25 protein-coding genes are annotated in these 24083 nt (G+C 63.8%); 8 read left to right on the top strand and 17 right to left on the bottom strand.

From position 1 onward, the window contains the following. Positions 1-18: 18 nt before the first annotated feature. From ACTIFK_RS09955 to ACTIFK_RS09975, 5 genes are all read right to left on the bottom strand, one after another. The gene (locus tag ACTIFK_RS09955) at positions 19-2628 is read right to left on the bottom strand and encodes an EAL domain-containing protein (RefSeq protein ID WP_439542915.1); all 2610 of its coding nucleotides are present in this window, start codon (positions 2626-2628) and stop codon (positions 19-21) included. Between the two features lie 124 nt (positions 2629-2752). Then, complete coding sequence (locus ACTIFK_RS09960; RefSeq protein WP_439542916.1) at positions 2753-4096, bottom strand: UDP-glucose dehydrogenase family protein; 1344 nt, start codon at positions 4094-4096, stop codon at positions 2753-2755. A 159-nt stretch (positions 4097-4255) separates the two neighbouring features. Further along, positions 4256-4606 carry a hypothetical protein gene (locus ACTIFK_RS09965; RefSeq protein WP_439542917.1) on the bottom strand — a complete coding sequence of 117 codons (351 nt, stop codon included), beginning with the start codon at positions 4604-4606 and terminating at the stop codon, positions 4256-4258. A gap of 431 nt (positions 4607-5037) precedes the next feature. Further along, positions 5038-6306, bottom strand: a complete 1269-nt coding sequence (locus ACTIFK_RS09970; RefSeq protein WP_439542918.1) for a porin — start codon at positions 6304-6306, stop codon at positions 5038-5040. A 411-nt stretch (positions 6307-6717) separates the two neighbouring features. Further along, the gene (locus ACTIFK_RS09975; protein WP_439542919.1) at positions 6718-8064 is read right to left on the bottom strand and encodes a porin; all 1347 of its coding nucleotides are present in this window, start codon (positions 8062-8064) and stop codon (positions 6718-6720) included. Between the two features lie 420 nt (positions 8065-8484). Between ACTIFK_RS09975 and ACTIFK_RS09980 the strand changes: the two genes are divergently transcribed. The 8 genes from ACTIFK_RS09980 (at position 8485) to ACTIFK_RS10015 (ending at position 16192) form a co-directional block, all read left to right on the top strand. Next, positions 8485-9744 (top strand): UbiH/UbiF family hydroxylase, encoded by a 1260-nt coding sequence (locus tag ACTIFK_RS09980; protein WP_439542920.1) that lies wholly within the window; start codon positions 8485-8487, stop codon positions 9742-9744. 169 nt (positions 9745-9913) lie between these two features. Beyond that, a complete protein-coding gene (locus tag ACTIFK_RS09985) occupies positions 9914-10834 on the top strand; it encodes a lysophospholipid acyltransferase family protein (RefSeq protein WP_439542921.1) in 921 nt (306 codons plus the stop codon). Positions 10835-10850: 16 nt separating this feature from the next. Next, positions 10851-11735, top strand: coding sequence for an MBL fold metallo-hydrolase (locus ACTIFK_RS09990; protein ID WP_439542922.1), 885 nt, complete (start codon positions 10851-10853; stop codon positions 11733-11735). A gap of 128 nt (positions 11736-11863) precedes the next feature. Beyond that, positions 11864-12613 (top strand): vWA domain-containing protein, encoded by a 750-nt coding sequence (locus ACTIFK_RS09995; protein WP_439542923.1) that lies wholly within the window; start codon positions 11864-11866, stop codon positions 12611-12613. Between the two features lie 149 nt (positions 12614-12762). Further along, entirely contained in the window at positions 12763-13263 is a 501-nt protein-coding gene (locus ACTIFK_RS10000) for a hypothetical protein (protein ID WP_439542924.1), read from the top strand. A gap of 66 nt (positions 13264-13329) precedes the next feature. After that, positions 13330-14082, top strand: coding sequence for a hypothetical protein (locus ACTIFK_RS10005; protein WP_439542925.1), 753 nt, complete (start codon positions 13330-13332; stop codon positions 14080-14082). Between the two features lie 28 nt (positions 14083-14110). Beyond that, positions 14111-14575: a hypothetical protein gene (locus ACTIFK_RS10010; RefSeq protein WP_439542926.1), complete on the top strand. Its 465-nt coding sequence runs from the start codon at positions 14111-14113 to the stop codon at positions 14573-14575. A 27-nt stretch (positions 14576-14602) separates the two neighbouring features. Next, entirely contained in the window at positions 14603-16192 is a 1590-nt protein-coding gene (locus tag ACTIFK_RS10015) for a hypothetical protein (protein ID WP_439542927.1), read from the top strand. A gap of 120 nt (positions 16193-16312) precedes the next feature. On the opposite strand, the gene rplQ is transcribed toward ACTIFK_RS10015, so the two are convergent. From rplQ to rpsH, 12 genes are all read right to left on the bottom strand, one after another. Then, a complete protein-coding gene (gene rplQ / locus ACTIFK_RS10020; RefSeq protein ID WP_439542928.1) occupies positions 16313-16738 on the bottom strand; it encodes a 50S ribosomal protein L17 in 426 nt (141 codons plus the stop codon). 134 nt (positions 16739-16872) lie between these two features. Further along, positions 16873-17898: a DNA-directed RNA polymerase subunit alpha gene (locus tag ACTIFK_RS10025; protein ID WP_291148793.1), complete on the bottom strand. Its 1026-nt coding sequence runs from the start codon at positions 17896-17898 to the stop codon at positions 16873-16875. A gap of 133 nt (positions 17899-18031) precedes the next feature. Beyond that, positions 18032-18430 (bottom strand): 30S ribosomal protein S11, encoded by a 399-nt coding sequence (rpsK, locus tag ACTIFK_RS10030; protein ID WP_020087346.1) that lies wholly within the window; start codon positions 18428-18430, stop codon positions 18032-18034. A gap of 60 nt (positions 18431-18490) precedes the next feature. Beyond that, a complete protein-coding gene (rpsM, locus tag ACTIFK_RS10035; RefSeq protein WP_439542929.1) occupies positions 18491-18862 on the bottom strand; it encodes a 30S ribosomal protein S13 in 372 nt (123 codons plus the stop codon). A 221-nt stretch (positions 18863-19083) separates the two neighbouring features. Then, positions 19084-19668: an adenylate kinase gene (locus ACTIFK_RS10040; protein ID WP_439542930.1), complete on the bottom strand. Its 585-nt coding sequence runs from the start codon at positions 19666-19668 to the stop codon at positions 19084-19086. Then, a complete protein-coding gene (gene secY, locus ACTIFK_RS10045; protein WP_439542931.1) occupies positions 19665-21029 on the bottom strand; it encodes a preprotein translocase subunit SecY in 1365 nt (454 codons plus the stop codon). Before secY ends, ACTIFK_RS10040 begins: the two co-directional genes overlap by 4 nt. Positions 21030-21184: 155 nt before the next feature. Continuing rightward, complete coding sequence (gene rplO / locus ACTIFK_RS10050; protein WP_439542932.1) at positions 21185-21739, bottom strand: 50S ribosomal protein L15; 555 nt, start codon at positions 21737-21739, stop codon at positions 21185-21187. 74 nt (positions 21740-21813) lie between these two features. Further along, positions 21814-22014, bottom strand: coding sequence for a 50S ribosomal protein L30 (rpmD, locus tag ACTIFK_RS10055; RefSeq protein WP_439542933.1), 201 nt, complete (start codon positions 22012-22014; stop codon positions 21814-21816). A gap of 113 nt (positions 22015-22127) precedes the next feature. Then, the gene (rpsE, locus tag ACTIFK_RS10060) at positions 22128-22703 is read right to left on the bottom strand and encodes a 30S ribosomal protein S5 (RefSeq protein ID WP_439542934.1); all 576 of its coding nucleotides are present in this window, start codon (positions 22701-22703) and stop codon (positions 22128-22130) included. A gap of 17 nt (positions 22704-22720) precedes the next feature. Then, a complete protein-coding gene (gene rplR, locus ACTIFK_RS10065; RefSeq protein ID WP_439542935.1) occupies positions 22721-23083 on the bottom strand; it encodes a 50S ribosomal protein L18 in 363 nt (120 codons plus the stop codon). Between the two features lie 10 nt (positions 23084-23093). Further along, complete coding sequence (gene rplF, locus ACTIFK_RS10070; protein WP_439542936.1) at positions 23094-23636, bottom strand: 50S ribosomal protein L6; 543 nt, start codon at positions 23634-23636, stop codon at positions 23094-23096. A gap of 41 nt (positions 23637-23677) precedes the next feature. Next, positions 23678-24076 carry a 30S ribosomal protein S8 gene (gene rpsH, locus ACTIFK_RS10075; protein WP_439542937.1) on the bottom strand — a complete coding sequence of 133 codons (399 nt, stop codon included), beginning with the start codon at positions 24074-24076 and terminating at the stop codon, positions 23678-23680. Positions 24077-24083 lie beyond the last annotated feature (7 nt).

Below are 24083 nucleotides of genomic sequence, written 5' to 3' on the forward strand. Positions count from 1 at the left end.
CGTGATCGGCGCGGGGGATCAGCTCGCGATATCGAGGCGGTCCTTCTCGATCGCCGGCGCGTTCGGTTCGAGCCCGAGCCGGTCGAGATCCTGGGGACGGCCCAAGAAATAACCCTGCAGGTGATCGCAACCGGCAAGTGCCGCGATGATGCGCTGCTGCTCCGTCTCGATGCCCTCAGCGGTCGTCTGGATGCCGAGCGACTTGGCGAGCGAGACCACGGCCACGAAAATCGAACGGGCCTTGGAATCCGTCGCGAGGTCGTTGACGAACGAGCGATCGATCTTGATGCGGCCGATGGGAAGGCTCTTGAGGCAGCTCAGGGCCGATTGGCCGACGCCGAAGTCGTCGATGGCCACGGAGACACCCAGCGCGCGCAGCTCTTCCAGCACGCGGCAGGCGTTCGCCTCGTCGTCGAGAATGGCGGTCTCGGTGACTTCGAACTCGATGCGGCCAGGCGCAATGTCGGCGTGGCCGAGGATCTTCGCCACGCGGGCCACGAACCCACGGTCGGAAATCTGGACGCGCGAGAGGTTGACGGAAATCTTGATGTTGTCGGGCAACTGCGTCGCGTCGCGGCAGGCCTGCTCCAGCACCCAGTCGCCGATCTGTACAATCAGGCCGTTGCGCTCGGCAAGCGGGATGAACTCAGCCGGCGAGACGGTGCCAAGCTGGGGATGATCCCAACGGATGAGGGCTTCCAGCGCGGCGACATTGCCTGACGAGCCTGTGGTGATCGGCTGGTAGACGATGCGGAATTCCTTTTCCTCGATGGCGCGGCTGAGTTCGCTCTCGAGCCTGCGGGCCGAGCAGACGCTTGCGTCCTCGGCGGCGTTGAAGAACGCGAATTTGCCCCGGCCGTTGCGCTTCGCCTTGTAGAGGGCGACGTCGGCGGACTTCAGGATATCGTCGGTGGTGGTGCCGTCGGCGGGCGGCTCCGAGACGCCGATGCTCATACCGACGCGGATCGGTTTGCCTTCCAGCATGATCGGCGCCTTCATCGCTTCCAGGATGCGCCGCGCGGCTGTCGCCGGTTCACAGGCGTTGTCTCCATCGGAGAGCAGGATGGCGAATTCGTCGCCGCCGAGGCGCGCGACCGTGTCGGTTTCGCGGACGCAGTCCGTGAGGCGCACGGCTACGGCCTTCAAGAGTTCGTCGCCGGCGGCGTGACCGAGACTGTCGTTGACCGATTTGAAGTAGTCGATGTCGAGCAGCATGACCGCGGTCTTGCGGCCGCGTCTCACGCCCGCAAGCGCATGCTCGATGCGATCGACCAGGAGACGGCGGTTCGGCAGGCCCGTGAGGATGTCGTGGAGGGTGCGGTGCAGCAGTTCGGCTTCCGCCTGCTTCTCGGCCGTGAAATCCGTGTAGGTGCAGATGACGCCGCCGTCCGAAAGCACGCGCTGGCTGATGCGGATATAGCGGCCGTCCTGGAGCTGCTGCTCGATATCGTTGTCGACGCTCAGTACGACGGGAGCTTCGGAGCTGTCCGGCACTGCGCCGGCCGTCGTGCAGACGCCCATCAGCTCGCTCAGCGTCATGCCCGTGGGAACGGCGTCGGGATCGAGGCCGTAGACGCTCAAGAACCGGCTGTTGCGCACGACCACGCGGCTGTTGCGATCGAACAGGCAAACGCCCTGGGACATGGCGTCGAGTGCGGTATCGAGCTGGCGGCGTCTGTCGGACGCCAATACGGAGACCCGCTCCAACTCGCGCCGCAGCCGCTCGCGCTCCGAAAGCTCGGCAGCCACGCCAAGCGAGGTCAGGAGATTGACGAAGCAGAACAACTGCACGACCCAAAGGCGCGTGCCGGGGTCATCCATCAGCGCGGCCGGGCCCCAGCCTTGATACGTGCAGACAAGCGACACCACGGTGAGCCACAGCGTGGCCATCGCCGCATACCGCTGGCCGAGGCGGAATGCGATCAGGACCGAAACGGGGATCAGGAGGAAGAGCAACGGCGCGGCCGATTGCACAAATACGATCAGGGAGACGCCCGACAGAAGAAGGAAATGGCGGACAAGAGCGTCGGTCGTGACCTCGGGGTCGGACGCGGACGCATTCTGCCTGATGAGGAGGATGGCGGGCGTAATGACGAGCAGGCCAAGGCTATCCGCCAGGTACCACGTCACAAGCGCAATTTCGAAGTCGGAGGCAAACACCTTGACCGCAACGAGCGCGCCGATGGCCGACGGAACGATGGGCACGAGAAAGCAAGCGGCCGCGAATTTGGCGACCTTCAAGGCGTTGGTGAGGGCCACGCGCTTTCCGAACACGGACCGAAGGACATGGAAGGCGAGCAGACTTTCAACCACTCCAATCAGGGGGAAGGAGACGACGACCAACCACGGATCGCCATTCGCAATGGTCGCGACCGTGTTTGCTGCAATGCACGCGGCGACGAGGACGAAACGCGAGCCCCTCGCGCCGCATCCAAGCAGGCCGGCGAGGAGCACGGCGTTCGCGGGCCAGATCGCGGCGACGCTGGTCGAGTTGCGTGTCAGACTGATCGCGAGGTAGACGGCAATCCCGTAAACAACCGCCGCACAGAGCACGGCCGGTGCATCGCGATGCGACCGGGCGCGCGCGAAAACGTCAGCAATCGCCGTAATGGAGAAGGCGGGGGTCATCAGGTTGTCCGAAGCAATGGCTCGCAGACCCTAACCTGGAAAATTCTAATAAAACCCTGCCCTTTTGAATTTTTGTTCGTTTACTGTTTTAGTTATCGGACGTAAGCCCCGATCCCGCAGTGCATCATTCCGCAGCGGAGCTCAGCGCCACGGCAATGTCCTGCTTGGGGCGGCCGATGCTGACATAGCGGAAGCCGTGGCGGGCGATCAAATCGCGCCGGTAGACATTGCGAAGATCGACCAGAAGCGGGTCATTCATCACAGACTTCAGGCGCGCAAAATCCAGGGCCCGGAAGGCGTCCCATTCGGTGACGAGCACGAGCGCATCGGCGCCCTCCGCGATCGCGTAGGGATCCTTTCCCAGCGTCACGCCAGACAGATAGGCCTTGGCTGCTTCCATGCCTTCCGGATCGAAGGCGCGCACATTCGCTCCGCCGTCCTGAAGGCCTTGCACGATGGCGATCGACGGACTGTCGCGCATGTCGTCCGTGTTGGGTTTGAAGGTGAGCCCGAGGAGCGCGATCGTCTTGCCGTGAATGTCCGGGCCGATCGCGCGCGCCACCTTCCGAGCCATCGCGCGCTTGCGCTGGTCGTTGATGGCAACCGTCGTCTCGATCAGCCGGAGCGGAGTGCCGTTGTCCTGGGCCGTCTTCACGAGAGCGAGCGTATCCTTCGGGAAACACGATCCGCCGTAGCCCGGCCCGGCGTGGAGAAACTTCGACCCGATGCGATTGTCGAGACCGATGCCGTGGGCGACTTCCTGCACGTCGCTGCCGACGGCTTCGCACAGATCGGCGATCTCATTGATGAAGGTGATCTTCATCGCGAGAAACGCGTTGGCGGCATACTTGATCAATTCGGACGTGCGCCGCGCCGTGAACAGGAGCGGCGCCTTGTTGAGATAGAGCGGACGGTAGACTTCGGTCATGACGGCGCGGGCGCGTTCGTCGTCGATGCCGATGACGATGCGATCCGGGCGCTTGAAGTCCTCAATCGCCGCGCCCTCGCGCAGGAACTCCGGGTTTGAGACAACGGCGACGTCGGCCGCCGGATTGGTCTCGCGGATGATGCGCTCCACCTCGTCTCCGGTGCCGACCGGGACGGTCGATTTGGTGATGACCACGGTGAAGCCCTTGAGGCTGGCGGCGATGCTCCTGGCGACATCGTAGACGTAGGAGAGGTCGGCGTGGCCGTCGCCGCGACGCGACGGCGTGCCCACCGCGATGAAGACCGCCTCGGCCCAGCTCACCGCCTCGGCAAGGCCGGTCGTAAACACGAGACGATTGGCGCGCGCGTTGGTGGAGACGATCTGCTCCAGGCCGGGCTCGAATATTGGGATCTGCCCTGCGTTGAGGGCCGCGATCTTGTCGGCATTGCTGTCGACGCAGATAACTTCGTGACCGAAATCGGCCAAGCACGCCCCGGAAACCAGGCCAACGTAACCTGAGCCAATGACTGCGATGCGCATGTGCGAGCCTTTCCCGATGCCGATGCGGGTCTCAACCGGGTGTCATCCTAGCCCGGGCCGGTGACACGCAACATACTGGCCTAGTGTCGCAAAAACAAAAAGGAGCGCAAATGCGCTCCTTCGTCTTGACCTTGCAGCGGTGTCTCTTGGGAGAGCGAGCTAGAAATTATGCTTAAGCGAGCCCCGGATCGTCAGATCCTCGCTGGGCTGCTGGGCTTCCGGCTGCTGTTTGGCTTCGTTCGCGCCGTAGAGGAGCTCAAGGCCGAAATCCATCTTGGGGAGTACCCCGAGCTTGCCAAGGCCGGGAATGCGGACTTCCGTGCCGGAATTGGTGTCGGCCGGCTTGGGCGTCGAGAAGTTCAGGTCCTGGCCTGCCGGTGCCGGCGTGGCAGGCTGGGCTTCAGTCGGCGCCGGAGCGGCAGGTGCGCCGCCCTGCTCCTGGAACGCGAGAGTCGACGAGCTGACAAACATCAGCGTCAGACCCAAGCCAATATACCCAACCAACTTCATTGCGTCCCCGCAGTGCACCCTCTTCTGACTCGTGAAGATGAGGCCTCAGATTGCTGATGACAAGAATGTTCGACCGTAGTTAAGGGCGGATGAACGTTTCCCGGGGGATGTGTGGTTGCGGTGCAATGTGGCGGCTTAGTAACATGTCCGAAGCGAACGCCACTTCTCGGCTCTGATCATGCCAACGGCCTGAAGAAGCCTTATTTTCGCCTCGCTGTCTGCTTTGGGCATGTGCGTTGCGACCCGGCTTCAGAACCGGTGTGGCCACAGGCGGGCCAGATCCGCTCTCCCGAGAGCACTCACCACGATTACCTGAGTGATGCGCTCAAGATTTTCCTGATCACGCCGCTCAGGCGACGAGCCGCAATAAAAAAGGAGCCACCTTGCGGCGGCTCCTTCGGGTCGTTCCTTCGACGCTTTGAGCGCCGGCGTTAGAACTGAATTTTTGCACCGGCGATGACCATATCGAGGTCGTCGAGGTTTGCTTTCACGCCGCCCGTGGTCGCCTCGCCGCTTGCGTTGCGGTAAATGACGTAGAGATCCATGGCAGCATTTTCCACGTTCTGCACGACGCCAGCCGCCCAGAAGTCCAGTTCGGACCCAGTTGCCGCCTTCGACAGGCCCACGTCGTCCCGCCGGAATTCGCCGAACAGGGTCGTCTTGCCGATCGGGAAGAACTTCTTCTCGAGGCCGCCCTGGACGAACCAAGTGGTTGCCTCGTCATCCGCGCCGACCTGAGCTGCGGTTAGGTCGATGTGGGTTTCGGCGTAACCTGCGTAGACGTAGAGACCGGTGGGATTGTGCATGATCGTGCCGGCCGCACCCCACCACTGGCAATCACCGTTGCCGACTGCGCACTGGCCGCCGTTCACGCCAGGATCGGTGCTTTCGCCGTAGCCCAGCTTACCGACAAGCGCGAAGTCGCCGACCTCGCCTTTGTAAGTGAGTGAGGTATCCCACATGTCGTCCTCGCCCCAGGCCGCCGTGGCGGTGAAGCCCGCGAAGGTCGGGGTGTCGTAGCGAACGACGTTGCGGCGGCCGCTTTGGCCCGGCGTGGCGTTGTTGAAGCCACCCATGAAGTCGGTCCACTTTGCGCCAAGCACGCCGCCGGAACGGGTCTTGAAGGCTCCGAGGGCGACTGCGGCAGCCTCCGCGTCCGCATAGTTGCGCGTGGCGGCGCCATCGGCGTCGTCGAGCAGATGGTAAGTCGCAGTTCCGTCCTGGCCGACCGTCAGCTTGCCGAAGGTCTTGCTCTTCAAGAACCAGGACGCCTTGCGCGTCACGAGGCTGTTCTTGCTGCCGGTGTTGTCCTGGGCGAACGCCTTGGAATCCGCGCCGAAAACGCCGATTTCGAGGGTATAGCCGGCCGACCAATCACCGTCGATCTTCGCGTCTCCGACGAACCGGAAGCGGGACTGCTCGAGCGAATTCGTGCCGACGTAAACGTTGTTCTCGACGCCGTCGTCCCAGGCGAAGACGGCTTCGTTCACCCAGCCCGAAATCGTCAGGCTGACCTTCCGGTTGCCCTTGCGGGCCGTCGTCGATTCGAGTTCTGCAATGCGCTCTTCGAGATCTGCGCAGCAGTTACCACCTAAGTCCGCGGCGGCGGCTGGGCTTGCCGCTGCCATTGCCCCGGCAAGTGCCAGTAGCGTCAAACTTTGTAATCGGCGGGTTGAGTTCTGGATGAGGCCAGCGGTCATTCTTCGATCCCCTAAAATTCGCAAACGCGCGGTACAGACGTCCAGTCGAACCATGCAGCACGCTGATCCCGACTACCTAAGTAGCCCCAGCGCTACTTAGGTATTCTCAGGTAGGGTTATCGCGCAATGCCGTTTCGATTAAACCGGCGGGGAGCCTTCATTCTCGAATGAACCGATGCAAAAAAGTACCGCTCAAACAGGCGGCTAAAAGCTTTTCATTTCGAAGTTGCTGTCGCAAAAACGTCATTTTCGAAACGGTCGCGAAGCACACGTTTACGAAAGGCGCCGCAAGGCGATTATCTCGTGCAAACCCGTTAATAAATGGTGTCGGCCGTATAGGCGACGCAAAAAGGAGCCGCCTTGCGGCGGCTCCTTCGGGTCGTTCATCGATGCGCCGGAGCGCCGCGACGTTTAGAACTTGATGATCGCGCCCGTCATGACCATGTCGACGTCTTCGAACTGAAGGGTGCCAGAGTTCGTGGTCGTGGCTTCGGCCTCGACGTGACGGTACATGGCGTAGAAGTTCATTGCCGCAGCATCGACGCCCTGCATGACGCCGAGCGAGTAGATGTCGAGTTCGGAGTTCAGAATGCGGCCCACGGTCGTGTAGTTGCGATCGGTCGAGCCACCGTCGGCGTTATAGTACTGGCCGAAGATGGTGGTCTTGCCGATCGGGAACCACTTCTGCTGGATGCCGGCTTCAAGAGCGTAGAACTCGTGTTTGTCGTCGGTCGCCGCGCCGAAGCGGGCCTTCAGCAGATCGTCTTCGAGCACGCCATAGGCGGCGTTCACGTAGAGACCGGTTGCTTCGTGCATGATGCTGCCCGAAGCGCCGAACTGGTTGCAATCTGCGTCCTTGCCCGTGCCACCGATGTTGGCGTCCGTCGTTCTGTTGGCGACGCACTCGAAGCCGACGACCACGCCGGTCGCGGGAGCTTCGGAGTTCTCACCGTAGGCCACGCCTGCAGCCATCTTGAAGCCAGCGAATTCGCCCTTGTAACGCAGGCCGATTTCCCAGGCATCATCGCCACCCCAGTTCGCGGTGGCCACGAAGCCAGCGATCTCGGGGGTATCGTAGCGGATCATGTTGTAACGACGACCTTCACCAGCCTGGTTGCCGCTGTCGCGGATCAGGCGGCGGATGGTGATATCGCCACCTGTGACGGCGGTGCCGCCGCTGGAGAAGGTGCCATTCGCTAAGCGAAGAGCCAATCCGCCACCCATGTCTTCGGCGTCCGAGTACTTCGCGACGTCGCCCGTGCCGGCAACGTTGATTTCGGTGACGCCTTCGGCTGCGCCGCCCGTCAGGCCGACCCAGACGCGACCGAACGTCTTGCTGTCGAGGTACCAGACCGAGTGACGAACGTCGAAACCGACCTCGCCGATCGGATCGTCCTGGTTCGAGCGCTTCGAGTTGGCGCTGCGGACGCCGACTTCGAGCAGGTAGCCTGCCTTGAAGTCGCTATTGATCTTTGCGTCACCCTTGAAGCGGAAGCGCGTGCGCGCCGCATCGTTGGTGACGACGTATGCGTTGTCCTCAAAGCCGTCGTCCCAGAAGAGGACCGCCTCGTTCACGTGGCCCGAAACTTCGAGCTTAACTTTCCTGTTGCCCTTGCGAGCCGTGGTCGATTCAAGTTCTGCAATGCGCTCTTCGAGATCGGCGCAGCAATCGCCACCCAAATCCGCGGCCTGAGCGGACACGCTCCCCAGCAGCGCCATGCTCGCTGCTGCAAGCAGCGACAACCGTCCTGCTGACATCCCAAATCCCCCAGTCATGCCCAGTCCTTCCGAATTTCTCGCCCCTGCCAACACCGGCAGGGCACAAAATTGACCCCTCCACTCAGCAGACCAGAACAGACGCAAACGCAGTGCCTGCCCGCCACCGTGGACGGGGCGAGATAAGCGCGAAGTGTTTTCATCCGTAAACGCGAAAAACCTTTATGACAGAATTGCTAAGGCGGTTCGTGATAACACCGCCTCGCCCCTACGTAGGCACCCCTCAGTAGCCTCGATTTCCGGTTTTGCGGGTGAAAATGCATTTGTGACAGTTTTGTGAAATTACGAATTGGCGTTTTTTTTTGAAGCGGCCGCTTCATTTTTTTGAATGCGGCGGTTTTGATGCGTGCATTGCCCACCGTCCGCTGTTGTGCCAATTTCCGAAAGGAAAACAGAGGGCACATGGCCGAGACCTATTCCATCGCCGTCGTGGGCGGCGGGCCCGCCGGGTTGACGGCGGCGCTCGCGGTGGCTGCCACCGGCGCCAGCGTCACCCTGTTTGCTCCCCCATTTCCGGCCGCTGGACAGACAGCCGACAATCGGACCGCTGCTCTTTTTGCCGGATCGATCGAGCTGCTGCGCAACCTCGAGGCGTGGGACGCCTTGAGACCGGTTAGCGCGCCGATCGCGGCAATTAGAATCGTCGACGACACGGGCGGACTGCTGCGGGCGCCCGAGGTGGTCTTCACCGCCGCCGAGGTGGGGCGGGAGACGTTCGGCTGGAACGTGCCCAACGCCGCCCTCGTCGCCAGCCTCGCGGCGCGCCTGGCCGGGCGCGTTCGTTTCCAGGACACGCGGGGCATCGTGCAGGTCGCGATCGGGGCCGACACGGTCCAGCTCACGAGCGCCGAAGGCGAGACGTTCGGCGCCTCCCTCGTCATCGGCGCCGATGGACGGAATTCGATCTGCCGGGCTGCGGCCGGCATCGATACGAAAACCTGGCCGTATGCGCAGGCGGCGGTCACAACCACCTTCGCGCACGCGCGCGCGCACCGGGACGTTTCGACCGAGTTTCACCGGCCGGCCGGGCCCTTGACCGTGGTGCCGATGCCCGGATCGGCCTCCAGCCTCGTGTGGGTCGAAACGCCCGCCGAGGCCCAGCGCTTGGCAGGGCTCGACGACGACGCCTTCCGGGAGGCGCTGGAGCGGCGCCTGCAAGGCCTGCTCGGCAGTATCGGCGAGATCCGTCCGCGCGCTGTATTTCCCCTCTCCGGCCTCGCGGCGGACACGTTCGGGCGCAACCGCATCGCGCTGCTCGGGGAAGCGGCGCACGTCATTCCGCCGATCGGGGCGCAAGGCCTCAATCTCGGCCTGCGCGACGGGGCGGTGCTGGCCGACTGCATCGCGGACGCGCTGAGCGCCGGGCGCGATCCCGGTTTGCCGGCGACGCTGGACGCCTACACGGCGCTGCGCCGCCCCGACGTCACGTCGCGCGTGACCGCCATCGACGTCCTGAACCGGTCCCTGATCTCGGACCTTGTGCCCGTGCACCTGGCGCGCGGGCTCGGGCTCGTGGCGCTGAAAACGGTCGGGCCGCTGCGCCGGCGCGCCATTCGCGAGGGCCTGCAGCCGTCGCCCGAAATCGCCACGCTGCTCTCACCGGGTGGACTGACGCGTCTTACCGCCCGCGCAACGCCCGGCACGCAGACAACTGCCGCTTGACGCTGGTGGCGGACTCCGCTGCTTGACGCCGAAGGCGCGCACCGCCGCTTGACGCCGGAGGCGACACTGTTGCTTGACGCCGGAGGCGACACTGCTGCTTGACGCCGGAGGCGTCTGGGGGCATCCGGTCATTATCGCCCGCCCCTCAGCCGAAAGCGTCAGACGCTCGATGACCGCTCCCAGCACCAGCTTCGTTCGAGATCTCCAGTACCGGCTCGAATACGGTCTTCTGCGCACGGTCGTCGGGCTGGTGCGGACGATGCCGCTCGAAACGGCGACCGCGATCTCGGCTAAGGCCTGGCGCCTGCTCGCGCCGCGCATCAACCCGAAGCGTCACAAACGTGCGCTCGCCAACCTCGCCATCGCGTTTCCCGACATGCCCGAGGCGGAACGGCTCGCCATCTGCATGACACACTGGGAAAACCTCGGCCGCGTCATGGCCGAGACGATGCAGATCGACCGGCTGGTGCAGGATCCGTCGCGGATCCGCATCGTCTCCGAGCCGCTGTTCAGCCGCTATAAGAACAAGCTGGGCCCGGCGATTGGCGTTTCGCTCCACATGGGCAACTGGGAACTCTCGATCTGGCCGTTCGTGGCGGCCAACGCAAATCCGGCGGCCGTCTACCGCTCGGTCACCAACCCTTACGTCGACCAATATCTGCGCTGGCAGCGGCGCGACCTCTATCCCGGCGGGCTGTTCGGCCGCGGCAAGGTCGGCGAACACGGCGACGACCAGAAGACGGCGCGCATTCTCACGGATTTCGTCCGGCGCGGCGGTCGGCTCGGCCTCGTTTGCGATCTTTACGACCGTACGGGGCTCGCCGTGCCCTTCTTCGGCCAGGACGCGAAGACGCAAGCCATTGCCGCCATGATTGCGCGGCGCGTCGGCAGCCGGATCTGGATGTCGCGGTGCAAACGGGTCGGCACCTCGTCGAATTTCGAGATCGAGTTGATGGAGCTGCGCGTTCCTCGCACCAAGAACATCAGCGAGGACATCCGCTGGATCATGACCGAGATGCAAAAGCAGTTCGAGGTTTGGGTGCGGGATGCGCCCGAGCAATGGATGTGGTCGAACCGGCGCTGGAACTGACGGGAGGCTTGCCGCTGTGACCGGACACTTGCGCGTGCTGCGCCCCCATCCCGCGATCTACGCCTTCTACGATGGACGCGTGCCGGGCTACCGATTTGCCGAGGAGCACAACTGGGTCGATGAAGGCGCGCTGTCCCTCGGCATCGCGAGCTACGCCATCGTGAGCGGCGCGCACGCCCTCGTCTACGACACGCACGTCTCGATCGCGCACGCTGAGACGATCCGCGAAACCCTGCAGCGTGAGGCCGGCGTTTCGACGTTCACCGTCGTCCTGAGCCACTGGCATCTCGATCACGTCGCGGGCAACGGCGCGTTCGCCGACTGCGAGATCATCGCGACGGAGCGCACCGCGGCCCATCTCGCGCGCCATCGGAGCTCCATCGAAGCGGGCACGCAGGAAGGCCCGCCCGCGATCACGCCGCTCGTGCTGCCGACGCGTGTATTTACCGGCGCGCTTTCGCTTGACATCGGCAGCGTCCGCCTCGAGCTGATCGAAGCCAATATTCACAGCGACGACGCGGCTGTCGTGTGGTGGGCCGCCGAGCGCATTCTGCTGGCCGGCGACACCATGGAAGACACCGTCACCTATGTCACCGAGCCGGACGGCCTCGAACAGCATCTGGCAGACCTGGCCCGCCTCGACGCTCTTGCACCGGCCCGCATCCTTCCGAACCATGGCGATCCGGACATCATCGCGCGGGGCGGCTACAGCCGTGGCCTCAATCGCGCGATGCAGCAGTACATTCGCGCGCTCCTGCGCTGCAAGTCGGACGCCGGGCTTCGCGATAGCCCGCTCAGGACGCTGATCCAGGGCCCGATCAACACCGGGTGGATCACCTATTACGAACCGTACGAAGAGGTGCACAGAGAAAACCTCGCAAAGATCCGCGGCACGGCCTGAGGTTGCCGAGACTTCTCGCATGCTGGGCGGGAACACTCGGCAAGCGCTGCTCGCGACGCATCACAACCGCGTGTCACCGGCGCATTGTCGATTGCTGCGCAGAGCTGCGCGGACTCTACTGCGCGTGCATGGCGGACAGAAAAAACTGGCGGACACAGCAGCTGCGACGACGCCTCGCGGCGCTTTCAGCACTCTCGGTCATCCTGCTTTTCTGCGCATCGGGCGACCGGGCGGCGGCGGAGGGCGCGCAAGCGTCGTGCGTGGACGACGCGATGCTGGTGTTCGACGCCTCGGGATCGATGGCGGCCACGGATTTCCCCGACGGGGCGCCCTCCCGCATGGATCGTGTGCGACAGGCGTTGGGCAAGGTGCTGCCGGCCGCTGCGCAGTCACGGCGGCTCGGACTGCTCGTCTATGGACCGGGTCGCAATTTCGACACCTGCCAGAACGTGGACTTACGCTTCGCGCCCATGCCGAATGCGGGCCAGCGCATCATCAAGGAGGTCGACCGGCTGCGGCCGCAAGGGCGTACGGCGCTGACGTCCTCCGTGCGGCGGGCGGCCGACGTGTTGACCATTGGAGAAAAACCCGCGGTGATCGTTGCGCTCACCGACGGCCAGGACACCTGCGGCGGCGATGCCTGCCTGCTGGCGCGCAATCTGAAGGCTGCGCATTCCGCCCTCACCATTCACGTCATCGGCTATCGGCTGACGCCCATGACGGGCACGCCGGTGCCGTTTGTCGAGCGGTGTCTTGCGGACGAGACCGGCGGAATCTTCGCGACCGCCGACACGACGGACGAACTCACGGCCGCGCTGTCGGAGACGCTTGGATGTCCGGCCGTCACGATGCTGCCGCCTAGCGCTCTGCAACGATAACGCCGCTCGGACGCTCCGGCCTTTGTCATCCGGCGCGCTTGGCGAACCCAACGCCGTCGTCGTAACGGAAGAGACGGGTTATTGCGGCGTTAACGTTTCGCTAACCCTTTCGGGCAAGAGTTCGTTAACTCTTTCCGATTTGGCCCCCGATGTCCGATTTCGACAGCTACCCGCCCCCGATGACCTCGACGCTCAACGATGCCCAGAACGATACCGGGCGCGTTGCCTTTTGCGGGCCGTTCGTCCTCTCCGCGATCACCGGCTATCCGATCAGCAAGGTCGAGACGGCAGTGAACGCGTATCGAAATCTCCCGCCGGATCTGCGCCATCGCGTCAAGGGCACCTATGCCGACGAGGTGGAGGGCGCGCTCGCGGTCTACGGTTTCGATATGGCGCTGAAAGAGTCCTTCATGCACGTCGAGCGCAAGAAGCGCCCGACGGTCTGGACATGGATGCAGAAGCCCCGCAACGCCTGGGCGCATTACATTCTCGCGATCCACAAGGGTAAGGAAGGCCACTGGATCCTGATCAAGGGTGTCAAAATGTGCGACACCTTCACGGAAGGGCGCTGGACGTTCGTCGTGGATGGCCCGCATCGCGGGGCGCGGATCATGGAAGTCTTCGAAGTCCGCAAGTCGCTCGACGTGTGATCCGAAAACCGTCGCTGTTACGCAGGGAACGCGCGCTCAACGGAGCGGGCGGCTAGAGTCGGGGCTATGACTCCGGAGCTCGAAATCCTGATCGAGGATGCTTATCGCGTGTTCGGCGGCTACCAGTTGGCGGGCGACACACTCACCGTCTGCCATTGCAATGTCTGCATGACGCCTGAGACGGAGCGCGAGCTGATCGATACGCCGCTGCGCGAGATCCCGTCTCAACTGCTCGCGGAGTACACCAACTCCGCCCATGACTGGGACGACGGCCCGGTGGCGCGTGAGATGCGCTATTTCCTGCCGCGGTACTTCGAGCTGATCGCCGAATATGATCCGCCGGACACCATCGGGCTCGACATCTGCTTGCGCCGCATCGGGCGCGGCGGATGGCGCGCGAAATGGCCGGAACACGAGGAAGACATCATCGACCGCTTCCTCGATACCTTCCTGATCGCCAGCCTGTCGCGGCTCGACCTCGTGCTGTGGCCCATCGGCTGGCGGCTCGGCTTCGATCTCGCGGACGTGCTGACGATGATCGTGACGGCGGGCGGCAACCTCGATCGCGCGCTCTCGGCGTGGGACGGCGCGGCGGATCCCGCGACCGCGATCCACATGGCGGCGCTCAGGGGCGATGTTCTGACGCTCAACGGCCGACCATGTTTCGACAATCCATTTCTCGAGGACCATCGCGAGGAGGCGGACAGGATCGGAGCCTTTCTGATGCGGGACGAGGTGGACCGGCGGCTCGAGGCGGCGTTTTTCGCTGTGCCGGATCCGCGGCTGCAACAGATCCTTTCAGACGCTATGGTGCGATAACAGACCATTCGAGACGGAGCGACAAACGATGATCCCTTCCTTTTCCCGCCTGCGGTTGCCGCTCCTCCTTGTGTCGGTTCTGCTCGTCACCGGCCAAGCACAGGCGGGCGGCAGCGACCCCAAAGCCGTGCTCGACGACATCTTCGGCCAGATGAATGCCATGTGCGGCGGCAACGGCGACGGCCCGGCCTACGATCTCGAGGCAATCGCCAAAAAGTACTTCGTCCCCGCGCTGGTCAAGATCGTGACGCGGGACATCGAGCAGGCGGGCGCGCTCGACTTCGACATTCTTATCGATGGGCAGGACTGCAAGACGAGCGACCTCAAGCTCGACATCATCGGCGGCGGGGGACGCACGTCGATCGGCCGGGCGACGTTCAAGAACATGGGCGAAGACCGTATCATCGACCTGCACATGACGAATGCCGGCGGCGATTGGATGGTGGCCGATGTCGTTTACCGGCACCGGCCGTTCTCGCTCAAGGCTCAATGATCGCAGCACAGCGTCGGAGGATCGAGGATGCCGGCACGCTTGCGGACGTTCACACCGCCAAGCCTTACGTTTTCGGGCCGCGCGCTCGCGGCGTTCACCTGCCTGCTGGTGTTGACGGGCTGGCGGTTCGGGCCGCCGGTAACGTTCTTCGAGGATGCGGCCGGGATCGCAAAGGCCATCGAGGCGCTGCGTGCGGCCGGCGGGCTCGAGCGCGCGCTTTCCATTTCCATTACCGAGACGCAGGTGCGGATCGAGGCGCAGGACCCGGGCCGCATCCAGCACGTCAACCAGTGGGTCCGGGAGCGCAACAGGATCGGCTCATTCAATTGGGACGGAACGTCCGGACCTGACCCGGTCGAACTCAACCTGATCGACAAGGATCTCGACGCCAATCTGTTCAACTTTGCGGACGTGGATTTCACTGCGGCCCAAAAAGTGATCCGCGAAGCCATCACGCGCGCGGCGCTCGAAGACCCCGCCCACGTCACGTCGATCGACATCCGCCGCCAGCTCTATCTCCTGCCCACGCCGTCGAGCGGCGACGTGTGGTGGAACGTTCGCGTTACGAGCGGTCGCGAGAGCGCGCTGGTTCAGGCGGATGCCAAGGGCAACATCGTGCGCGTCGATCTCGCGGGCACGAACAGGGCGAAGGCGTTCAACCTGCTCGCGTCTCTCGAAATGCTGCCGGAGGCCGCGCAAGCTTTCCGTAGCAGCGTCGGCGGCGGGCCGGTGCTGATCAAAGCGAGCGTCAGCCCGCGCGGGCTTTCGTTCGAGACCAACATCGAGGAGAAGTCGCCGCTCTTCATCAGTCTCAAGCAGAGGCAGACATTCCATTGGAGCCTCAACGGGCTCGACCGCACCATGGGAAGCATCGACACCAGCGAGCACTTCGGAGCGGATCCACCCTTCGCGATCGGCGAAACCGACTGGAGCCTCGCCGAAGGACTGGTTCGCAAGGCGAGAGAGACACTCGGTATGCCGAATGCCAAGCTCGCCGAGATCGAGCTTTCGAAGCCCAAGGAGCGGGCCGGGCCGCCGCAGCTCGAATGGGAAATCACGCTGGAAGAGAACCGCGAACAGGGCGCCGCGCGCTTCGATGCGAAGGGCGAGCCGCTGGGCCACACACTGCCCAAGAGCCGGCAAAAGGCATTCGACGGGCGCGATCCCGCCGCGTGGCCAGCCGCGCTTCAATTGATCTCAGGATCGTTCGGCGGCGAAGATGCGATTGCGGAAGTCATTATTCACGACAAACACATGAGCATCTCGGCGCTCGACCCGCAGAACCCGAAGCAGCTCGGGGAATTCCTGCTCGACGAGGACGGCATCAAGCGGTTCGGCACCGTGTCGCCGTTCACGGAGGCGAACCCCCGCTTCTCAGTCGCAGATCTCAAGGCGCTCGATGCCGCGCAGATGCGCAAGCTGCAGGAGGCCACGGCGCAGCGGCTCGGACTTCCGACCTCGAAGATCACCACGATCACCATCGGGCGCGCGAGCATGGACCCGTCGCCTCAGGGGCGGGTGACGGTCGAGATCCGCGCGGAGGAAGCGGCGTTCGGGCGTGGCGGCCGGGTGAATTGGGACATCGACGGCCGCGAGATCAAGGCGTATCTGCCGTGATCGCTCGGCGGCGCAAAACTCCTTGATGAGAGGCGACAATGGAAAACGGCCCCGAGCTTGCGCGCGGGGCCGTTCGAATTTCCATGCGCGATGTCGTGCGCTCGCGCGATGCAGGTTGGCTTACGCGCTTTCCGCGGCAGCTTTCTGCTCTTCGTGGCGGGCGCGATCTTCGGCGCCCTTCACGGACTCGTCGCGATCGACCAGCTCGATGACGGCGCGCGGTGCGCTGTCGCCATAGCGGAAGCCGGCCTTGAGAACGCGCGAGTAGCCACCGGCGCGATCCTTGTAGCGCGGACCGAGCACGTCGAAGAGCTTCTTGACCATGTCCTCGTCGCGCATGCGCGCGGCAGCGAGGCGGCGGGAGTTGAGATCACCGCGCTTGGCCAGCGTGATGTACTTGTCGATAATGCGCTTCAGGTCTTTCGCCTTCGGCAGCGTCGTGACGATCTGTTCGTGCTTGATGAGGGCAGCCGCCATGTTCGAGAACATGGCCTGGCGATGTGCGCTCTGGCGGCCGAAGCGGCGGCCCAACTTTCCGTGTCTCATAGCTTTCGCTTTCTCTTAGGTTGTTACGGGGAGGTTCTTCGGCCTCACCTCGTAGTCTCGTCCGACGTTTCTCCTATTGCGAAGAAACGCAAATCCCTCCCCCACATGAGCGGGAGAGGGAAACCTGTGTGATCCTAGTACTGATCCTCGAAGCGCTTGGCCAGCTCTTCGATGTTGTCCGGCGGCCAGTTCGGCACTTCCATGCCGAGGTGGAGACCCATTCCGGCCAGAACTTCCTTGATCTCGTTGAGCGACTTGCGGCCGAAGTTCGGCGTGCGCAGCATCTCGGCTTCGGTCTTCTGGATGAGATCGCCGATGTAGACGATGTTGTCGTTCTTCAAGCAGTTCGCAGAGCGAACGCTGAGCTCGAGTTCGTCCACCTTCTTGAGGAGCGCGGCGTTGAAGGCCAGCTCCGGATGGCGGCTTTCCTCGACGGCCTTCTTCGGCTCTTCGAAGTTGATGAACACGGCCAGCTGGTCCTGAAGGATGCGGGCGGCGAGCGCCACCGCGTCCTCGGCCTTCACCGAACCGTCCGTCTCGAGGCTCATGGTGAGCTTGTCGTAATCGAGGATCTGGCCCTCGCGGGTGTTCTCGACCTTGTAGGAGACCTTGGTCACCGGCGTGTAGAGGCTGTCGACCGGGATGAGGCCGATCGGCGCGTCGTCCGGGCGGTTGCGCTCGGCGGCGACGTAGCCCTTGCCCATGTCGGCGGTGAATTCCATGCGGATCTGCGCGCCCTGATCGAGGTGGCAGATCACGTGCTCCGGATTGAGAATGTCGACCTCGGAGCCGGTCTCGATGTCGCCAGCCTTGACGGGGCCGGGGCCTTCCTTCTTCAGCACCATGCGCTTGACGCCATCCGAATGGATGCGCAGCGCGATCTCCTTGATGTTCAGGATCATGCTGGTGACGTCTTCGCGGACGCCCGGGATCGACGAGAACTCGTGGAGCACGCCGTCGATGTGCACGGTCTTGATCGCGGCGCCCTGCAGCGAGGACAGCAGCACGCGGCGGAGCGCGTTGCCCAGCGTCATGCCGAAGCCGCGCTCGAGCGGCTCGGCGATCACGGTGGCGTTGCGCGTGCGGTCGCGGCCCGGAATGATCTCGAGCTTCGACGGCTTGATGAGGTCTTGCCAGTTCTTCTGAAGTACGTTCGTCACGGGGGGTCCTCGTAGCGGTTCTGGGTGCTGCCTCGCCGGGGGGCGGCACGCTTCCAACAGAGGATGAGTTCAGGTCAGGGAACGGGCGCGTGGCGCGCTAGTCCGCCCGTCCGAGAACCAGAACTCGCTTCACTTAAACGCGGCGGCGCTTACGGGGGCGGCAGCCGTTGTGCGGGATCGGCGTCACGTCGCGGATCGAAGTGATCTGGAAGCCGACCGACTGCAGGGCGCGGAGGGCCGATTCGCGGCCGGAGCCGGGGCCGCAGACTTCCACTTCGAGCACCTTCATGCCGTGCTCCATCGCCTTCTTGCCAGCGTCTTCGGCAGCCATCTGAGCGGCGAAGGGCGTCGACTTGCGCGAGCCCTTGAAGCCCATCGTGCCCGAGGACGACCAGGCAAGCGTGTTGCCCTGGGCATCGGTGATGGTGATCATCGTGTTGTTGAACGAGGCGTTCACGTGCGCCACGCCGGAGGTAATGTTCTTCTTCTCGCGGCGGCGGACTTTCGTGCGCCCCTGTGCTTCTTTCGCCATGTCGTAACTCCCAATGCCCGCCGCTTAACGGGCTAATCTCAGTGCTGTCGAGGACAGCCGTTAAGCCTTTTTCTTGCCGGCAATCGGCTTCGCCGGACCCTTGCGGGTGCGCGCGTTGGTGTGGGTCCGCTGGCCGCGCACGGGGAGACCCTTGCGGTGGCGCAGGCCGCGGTAGCAGCCCAGATCCATCAAGCGCTTGATATTCATGCCAACTTCGCGACGAAGATCGCCTTCGACGACGTAGTCGCGGTCGATCGCCTCACGGATCTGCAGGACTTCGGCGTCCGTCAGCTGGTTGACGCGGCGATCGGCGGGAATGCCGACCCGGCTGCAGATCTGTTCTGCAAACTTGGGGCCGATGCCATGGATGTACTGAAGCGCAATGAGGACGCGCTTCTGCGTCGGGATATTCACACCAGCTATACGAGCCACGTCGATCTCCTGCAGTCTTCTTCATCGGCCGCGCAATCCAGCGTCGCGCAGCAATTATCTATCTGTTATTCAACGAAAAAACACGGATCGGTCTGGTCCGGGCGAAGATCGCCGCACGGAGCAGGCCTTCCGTTTCATCGTCCTGAAAGCGCGGTGTTGTAGCTTGGTCATAATACTTCGTCAACCTGCGCCTTGATCTACGGTCATCTTTTCGCGGCCCATCACGGCGCTCCCAGCAATTCGTCGATCTTTGCCGAGACCTCAGTGATGGGCGCCATGCCGTCGATCGTGCGCAGCTTGCCCTGGGCAAAATAGTAGCCGACCAGGGGAGATGTCTCCCGGTAGTAGGCCATGAGACGGGTCTTGAGCGCGTCCGCGTTGTCGTCAGCCCGGACCGTGCCGCCGGCGGCGACCGTTTCGCGGGCGCGATTTTCGATGCGCGACAAAAGAGCGCTGTCGTCCACTCTCAGCTCGATCACGGCATCGAGGATGGTGCCTTTCGAATCGAGCAGCTCATCGAGCGCGGCCGCCTGCTTCAGAGTGCGCGGGAAGCCGTCGAGGATGAACCCGTTGGCGCAATCCGGCTCGGCAATGCGATCCGAGATGATGCCGATCACGATCTCGTCCGAAACCAGGCCTCCGCTTTTCATCACGGCTTCGGCCTTGCGGCCGATCTCGGTGCCGGCCTTCACAGCTGCGCGCAGCATGTCGCCGGTGGAGAGCTGAATAAGGCCGCGGCGCTTGGCAAGGCTTTCGGCTTGCGTGCCCTTGCCCGCTCCGGGCGGCCCGAGAAGGATCAACTTCATCTGCGTCCGCCCCGTGTGGTCGCGCCGCGCAGCTTGGCCTTCTTGATCAGGCCTTCGTACTGGTGGGCCAGCAGATGGCTCTGGATCTGGGCGACCGTGTCCATGGTGACGCTGACGGCGATCAGCAGCGACGTGCCGCCGAAGTAGAACGGGATGCCCGCATATGACGTGAGGATTTCCGGCATGACGCAAACGGCGGCCAGGTAGATCGCGCCGACGACGGTGATGCGGGTCAAGACGTAATCGATGTACTCGGCAGTTTTCTCACCGGGACGGATGCCGGGCAGGAAGCCGCCATGCTTGCGCAGGTTGTCGGCGGTGTCCTTCGGATTGAAGACGACGGCGGTGTAGAAGAAAGCGAAGAAGACGATCAGCGCGACATAGATCGCGATATGCAGCGGCTGGCCGTTGCCGAGCGACGCCACGACCGTCTGCAGCCACTCCGGACCGCCACCCTGGGACGCCGAGAACTGCGCTGCAGTGATCGGCAGCAGCAGGAGCGACGAGGCGAAGATCGGCGGAATGACGCCCGACGAGTTGAGCTTGAGCGGCAGATGCGATGCATCGCCCTGGAACATCCGGTTGCCGACTTGTCGTTTCGGATATTGGATCAAGAGCCGCCGCTGGGCGCGCTCGATAAAGACGATGGCAGCGACGACGGCCAGCATCAGCACAATGAGGGCGAGCAGCAGGAACGTCGAGAGGGCGCCGGTGCGCGCCATTTCGAACAAGCCGACGATCGCATGCGGAAGGCCCGCGACGATGCCGGCGAAGATGATGAGCGAGATACCGTTGCCGACGCCGCGCTGCGTGATCTGCTCGCCAAGCCACATCAGGAACATGGTGCCGCCGACCAGCGTAATCACGGTGGTTGCACGGAAGAACCAGCCAGGATCGGCTACAACCGAGCCGGCCGCGGACCGCGAGCCTTCAAGGCCGATGGCGATGCCGTAGGCCTGGAACGCGGCGAGCACGAGCGTCAGGTAGCGCGTGTACTGGTTGATCTGCTTGCGGCCCGACTCGCCTTCCTTCTTCAAGGCCTCGAGCTTCTTGTTCATCGAGGTCATGAGCTGGATGATGATCGAGGCCGAGATGTACGGCATGATGTTCAGCGCGAAGATCGCCATACGCTCGACGGCGCCGCCGGCGAAGACGTTGAACATGCCGAGAATGCCCGACGACTGCGAGCGGAACGCTTCGGTAAAGGCGGTCGCGTCGATGCCCGGGATCGGAATGAAGGTGCCGAAGCGGTAGACGACCAGTGCGGCCAGGGTGAACCAGATGCGGTTCTTCAGGTCCTGGGCCTTGCTGAAGGCGCCCAAGTTGAGATTTGAGGCGAGCTGCTCGGCAGCGGATACCATGTCGTTCTCTCCCGGCCCGGTTGAGCCTTCTACTTGGTGTCCGCCTGCCGTCGCGTCTATCCCCACCGCGACGGAGCGCCACCAAGCAGTTCGATCTGCGCCCCGCGCATCGCCCGGTTTCGGACGTTACGGACCCCGGGGCGCGTGCGCGATGCCTACTCCTCCGACTTCGCGCCAGCCGGCTGCTTGCCGGTGCCTGCCTTCTTGGCGGCCGACTTCTTGCGCTTGATCTCGTCTGCCTCGAGCACCTTCACCTCGATCACGGAGATCGAGCCGCCGGCCTTCTCGATGGCGGCCTTGGCGGATGCCGTCGCGTGATTGACGGTGAGCGCCAGCTTGGCCTTGATCTCGCCCGAACCGAGCAGACGCAGGCCGTCCTTGGGACGGCGCAGAATGCCGGCGTCGACCAGAGCCGTCACGTCGACGGACTGGCCGGCCTTGAGCTTGCCCTCGTCGATGGCCTGCTGAAGGGCGCCGACGTTGATCTCGTTCCAGTTCTTGCGGTTGATGCTCTTGAAGCCCCGCTTCGGCAGACGCCGATGGAGCGGCATCTGGCCGCCTTCGAAGCCGCCGATGGCGACGCCGGTGCGTGCCGTCTGGCCCTTACCGCCGCGGCCGCCGGTCTTGCCCACGCCGGAGCCGATGCCGCGTCCGATCCGCACGCGGTTCTTGCGGGCGCCGGGATTGTCTTTGATGTCGTTGAGCCGCATGGGCCTCAAGCTCCTTGTTCGTCTTTCAGCAGAGACAGCGCATATCCGGCCGCAGTGACCGGACGGCGCGCGTCTCAGGCCTTGCCCTTATCGTCGATCACTCGAACGAGATGGGGAATCTTGTTGATCATGCCGCGAACCGACGGCGTGTCCTCAAGAACGCGGCGGCGATTCAGCTTGTTGAGACCGAGGCCGATCAAGGTCTGGGTCTGGATCTCGGGCCGGCGGTTCGCGCTCGCGTACTGCTCGACCGTGAGCGTCTTCTTGGCTGCCATGGTTCGTACCCTTCTCGAATCTTTCCGCCGCGTGTCCGTTGCCGGCCGTGCTTTCAACCGGACGGCCTCCGATCCGGCTTGCGCCTGGAGGCCATCCGAAAGCACGCCCGTCATCAGGCTTCTGCGGCGATCTCCGTGGCGGAAGAGCCATCGCGCCTGCGGGCGACGATCTCTGACACCTTCTTGTTGCGGCGAGCGGCGACGGAGCGGGGGTTTTCCTGCTCCTTCAGCGCATCGAACGTCGCGCGAACGACGTTGTAGGGGTTGGTCGAGCCCAAAGACTTGGCCACGACGTCATGGACGCCGAGCATCTCGAACACGGCGCGCATGGCGCCGCCGGCGATGATGCCCGTACCGGCCGGAGCCGAGCGCAGCACGACCTTGCCCGATCCGTGACGGCCTTCGCTGTCGTGATGCAGGGTGCGGGCGTCGCGGAGCGGAACGCGCACAAGATTGCGGCGAGCAGCTTCAGTTGCCTTGCGGATCGCTTCCGGAACCTCGCGGGCCTTGCCGTGGCCGAAGCCAACGCGGCCCTTGAGGTCGCCGACCACGACGAGCGCAGCGAAGCCGAAGCGCTTACCGCCCTTCACGACCTTGGCGACGCGGTTGATGTGGACGAGCTTGTCCGAAAACTCGCTCTCCTCGCGCTCGCGCTCCCGACCGCGGTCTCTCGATGATGGACGTGCCACTGGTCAAATTCCTCTTATCAGAAGCTCAGGCCGCCCTCGCGGGCCGCATCGGCAAGCGCTTTCACGCGCCCGTGGTAGATGTAACCGCCGCGATCGAACACGACATCCTTGACGCCTGCCTTGACAGCACGTTCTGCAACGAGCTTGCCGATGGCGGCGGCGGCGGCCTTGTCGGCGCCGGTCTTCAAGGACGACTTCAGATCCTTCTCGAGGCTCGATGCCGAGGCAATCGTCTTGCCGTCGGCGTCGTCGATGATCTGAGCGTAAATGTGCTTCGACGAGCGATGAATAGAAAGACGCGGACGTCCCGCGGCGCGGGCCTTCAACGTCCGGCGAACGCGTGCGCGGCGCCTTTCGAACTGGGTGTTTGCGTTGGCCATGGCCTCGGTCCTACTTCTTCTTGCCTTCCTTGCGGAAGACGTGCTCGCCCTTGAAGCGCACGCCCTTGCCCTGGTAGGGCTCCGGCTTGCGCGAGGCGCGGATATCGGCGGCGACCTGGCCGACGAGCTGCTTGTCGATGCCGGAGACCGTCACGACCTCCTGCTTAGCGCCGCCCACTTTGACCTCAACGCCGGGCGGGATCTGGTGGACGACGTCGTGGCTGAAGCCGATCGACATCGTCAACACGTCCTTGCCCTTCAGCGCGGCCTTGAAGCCGACGCCGTGGATCTCGAGGGTGTGGGTGTAGCCTTCGGACACGCCCGTGATCAGGTTCTGCACCATGGAGCGCGACATGCCCCACATGGAGCGCGCCTGCTTGGTGTCCTCGCCGAGCGTGATCTCGATACCTTCGGCGGTCTTCTCGACCTTCAGTACCTCAGGCAGCGTGAAGGAGAGCTCGCCCTTGGCTCCCTTCATTTTGACCGTCTGGCCGTCGACCGTCGCAGTAATTGCGGCGGGTACGGGAACGGGCTTTTTACCGATGCGTGACATGTCGCTTTCCTCAAGCTCCCGGCCGAGACCGGGGCTCTCCGTTAGAATACGTTGCAGATGATCTCGCCGCCGACATTCTCTTCCTTAGCGCGCGAATCCGACATCACGCCCTTCGGCGTGGACAGGATGGCGACGCCGAGGCCGTTGGCGACCGTGCGGAGATCACGAACCGGCGAATAAACGCGCCGGCCAGGGGTCGAAACGCGGCTGATCTGCTTGATCGCCGGCTGACCGTTGAAATACTTGAGCTCGATCTCGAACTCGGGGTGTTCACCCTTCTGCTCCACGCGCGTGTAGCCGCGGATGTAGCCTTCCTCGGCGAGAACGTCGAGGACGCGGGCCCGCATGTTCGACGCTGGCGTCGAAACCTTGGGACGGCGGCGCATCTGCGCATTGCGGATGCGCGTCAGCATATCGCCGATAGGATCATTCACTGCCATGTGCTCA

This window comes from Hyphomicrobium sp. (assembly GCF_051860585.1).
Lineage (GTDB): Bacteria > Pseudomonadota > Alphaproteobacteria > Rhizobiales > Hyphomicrobiaceae > Hyphomicrobium_C.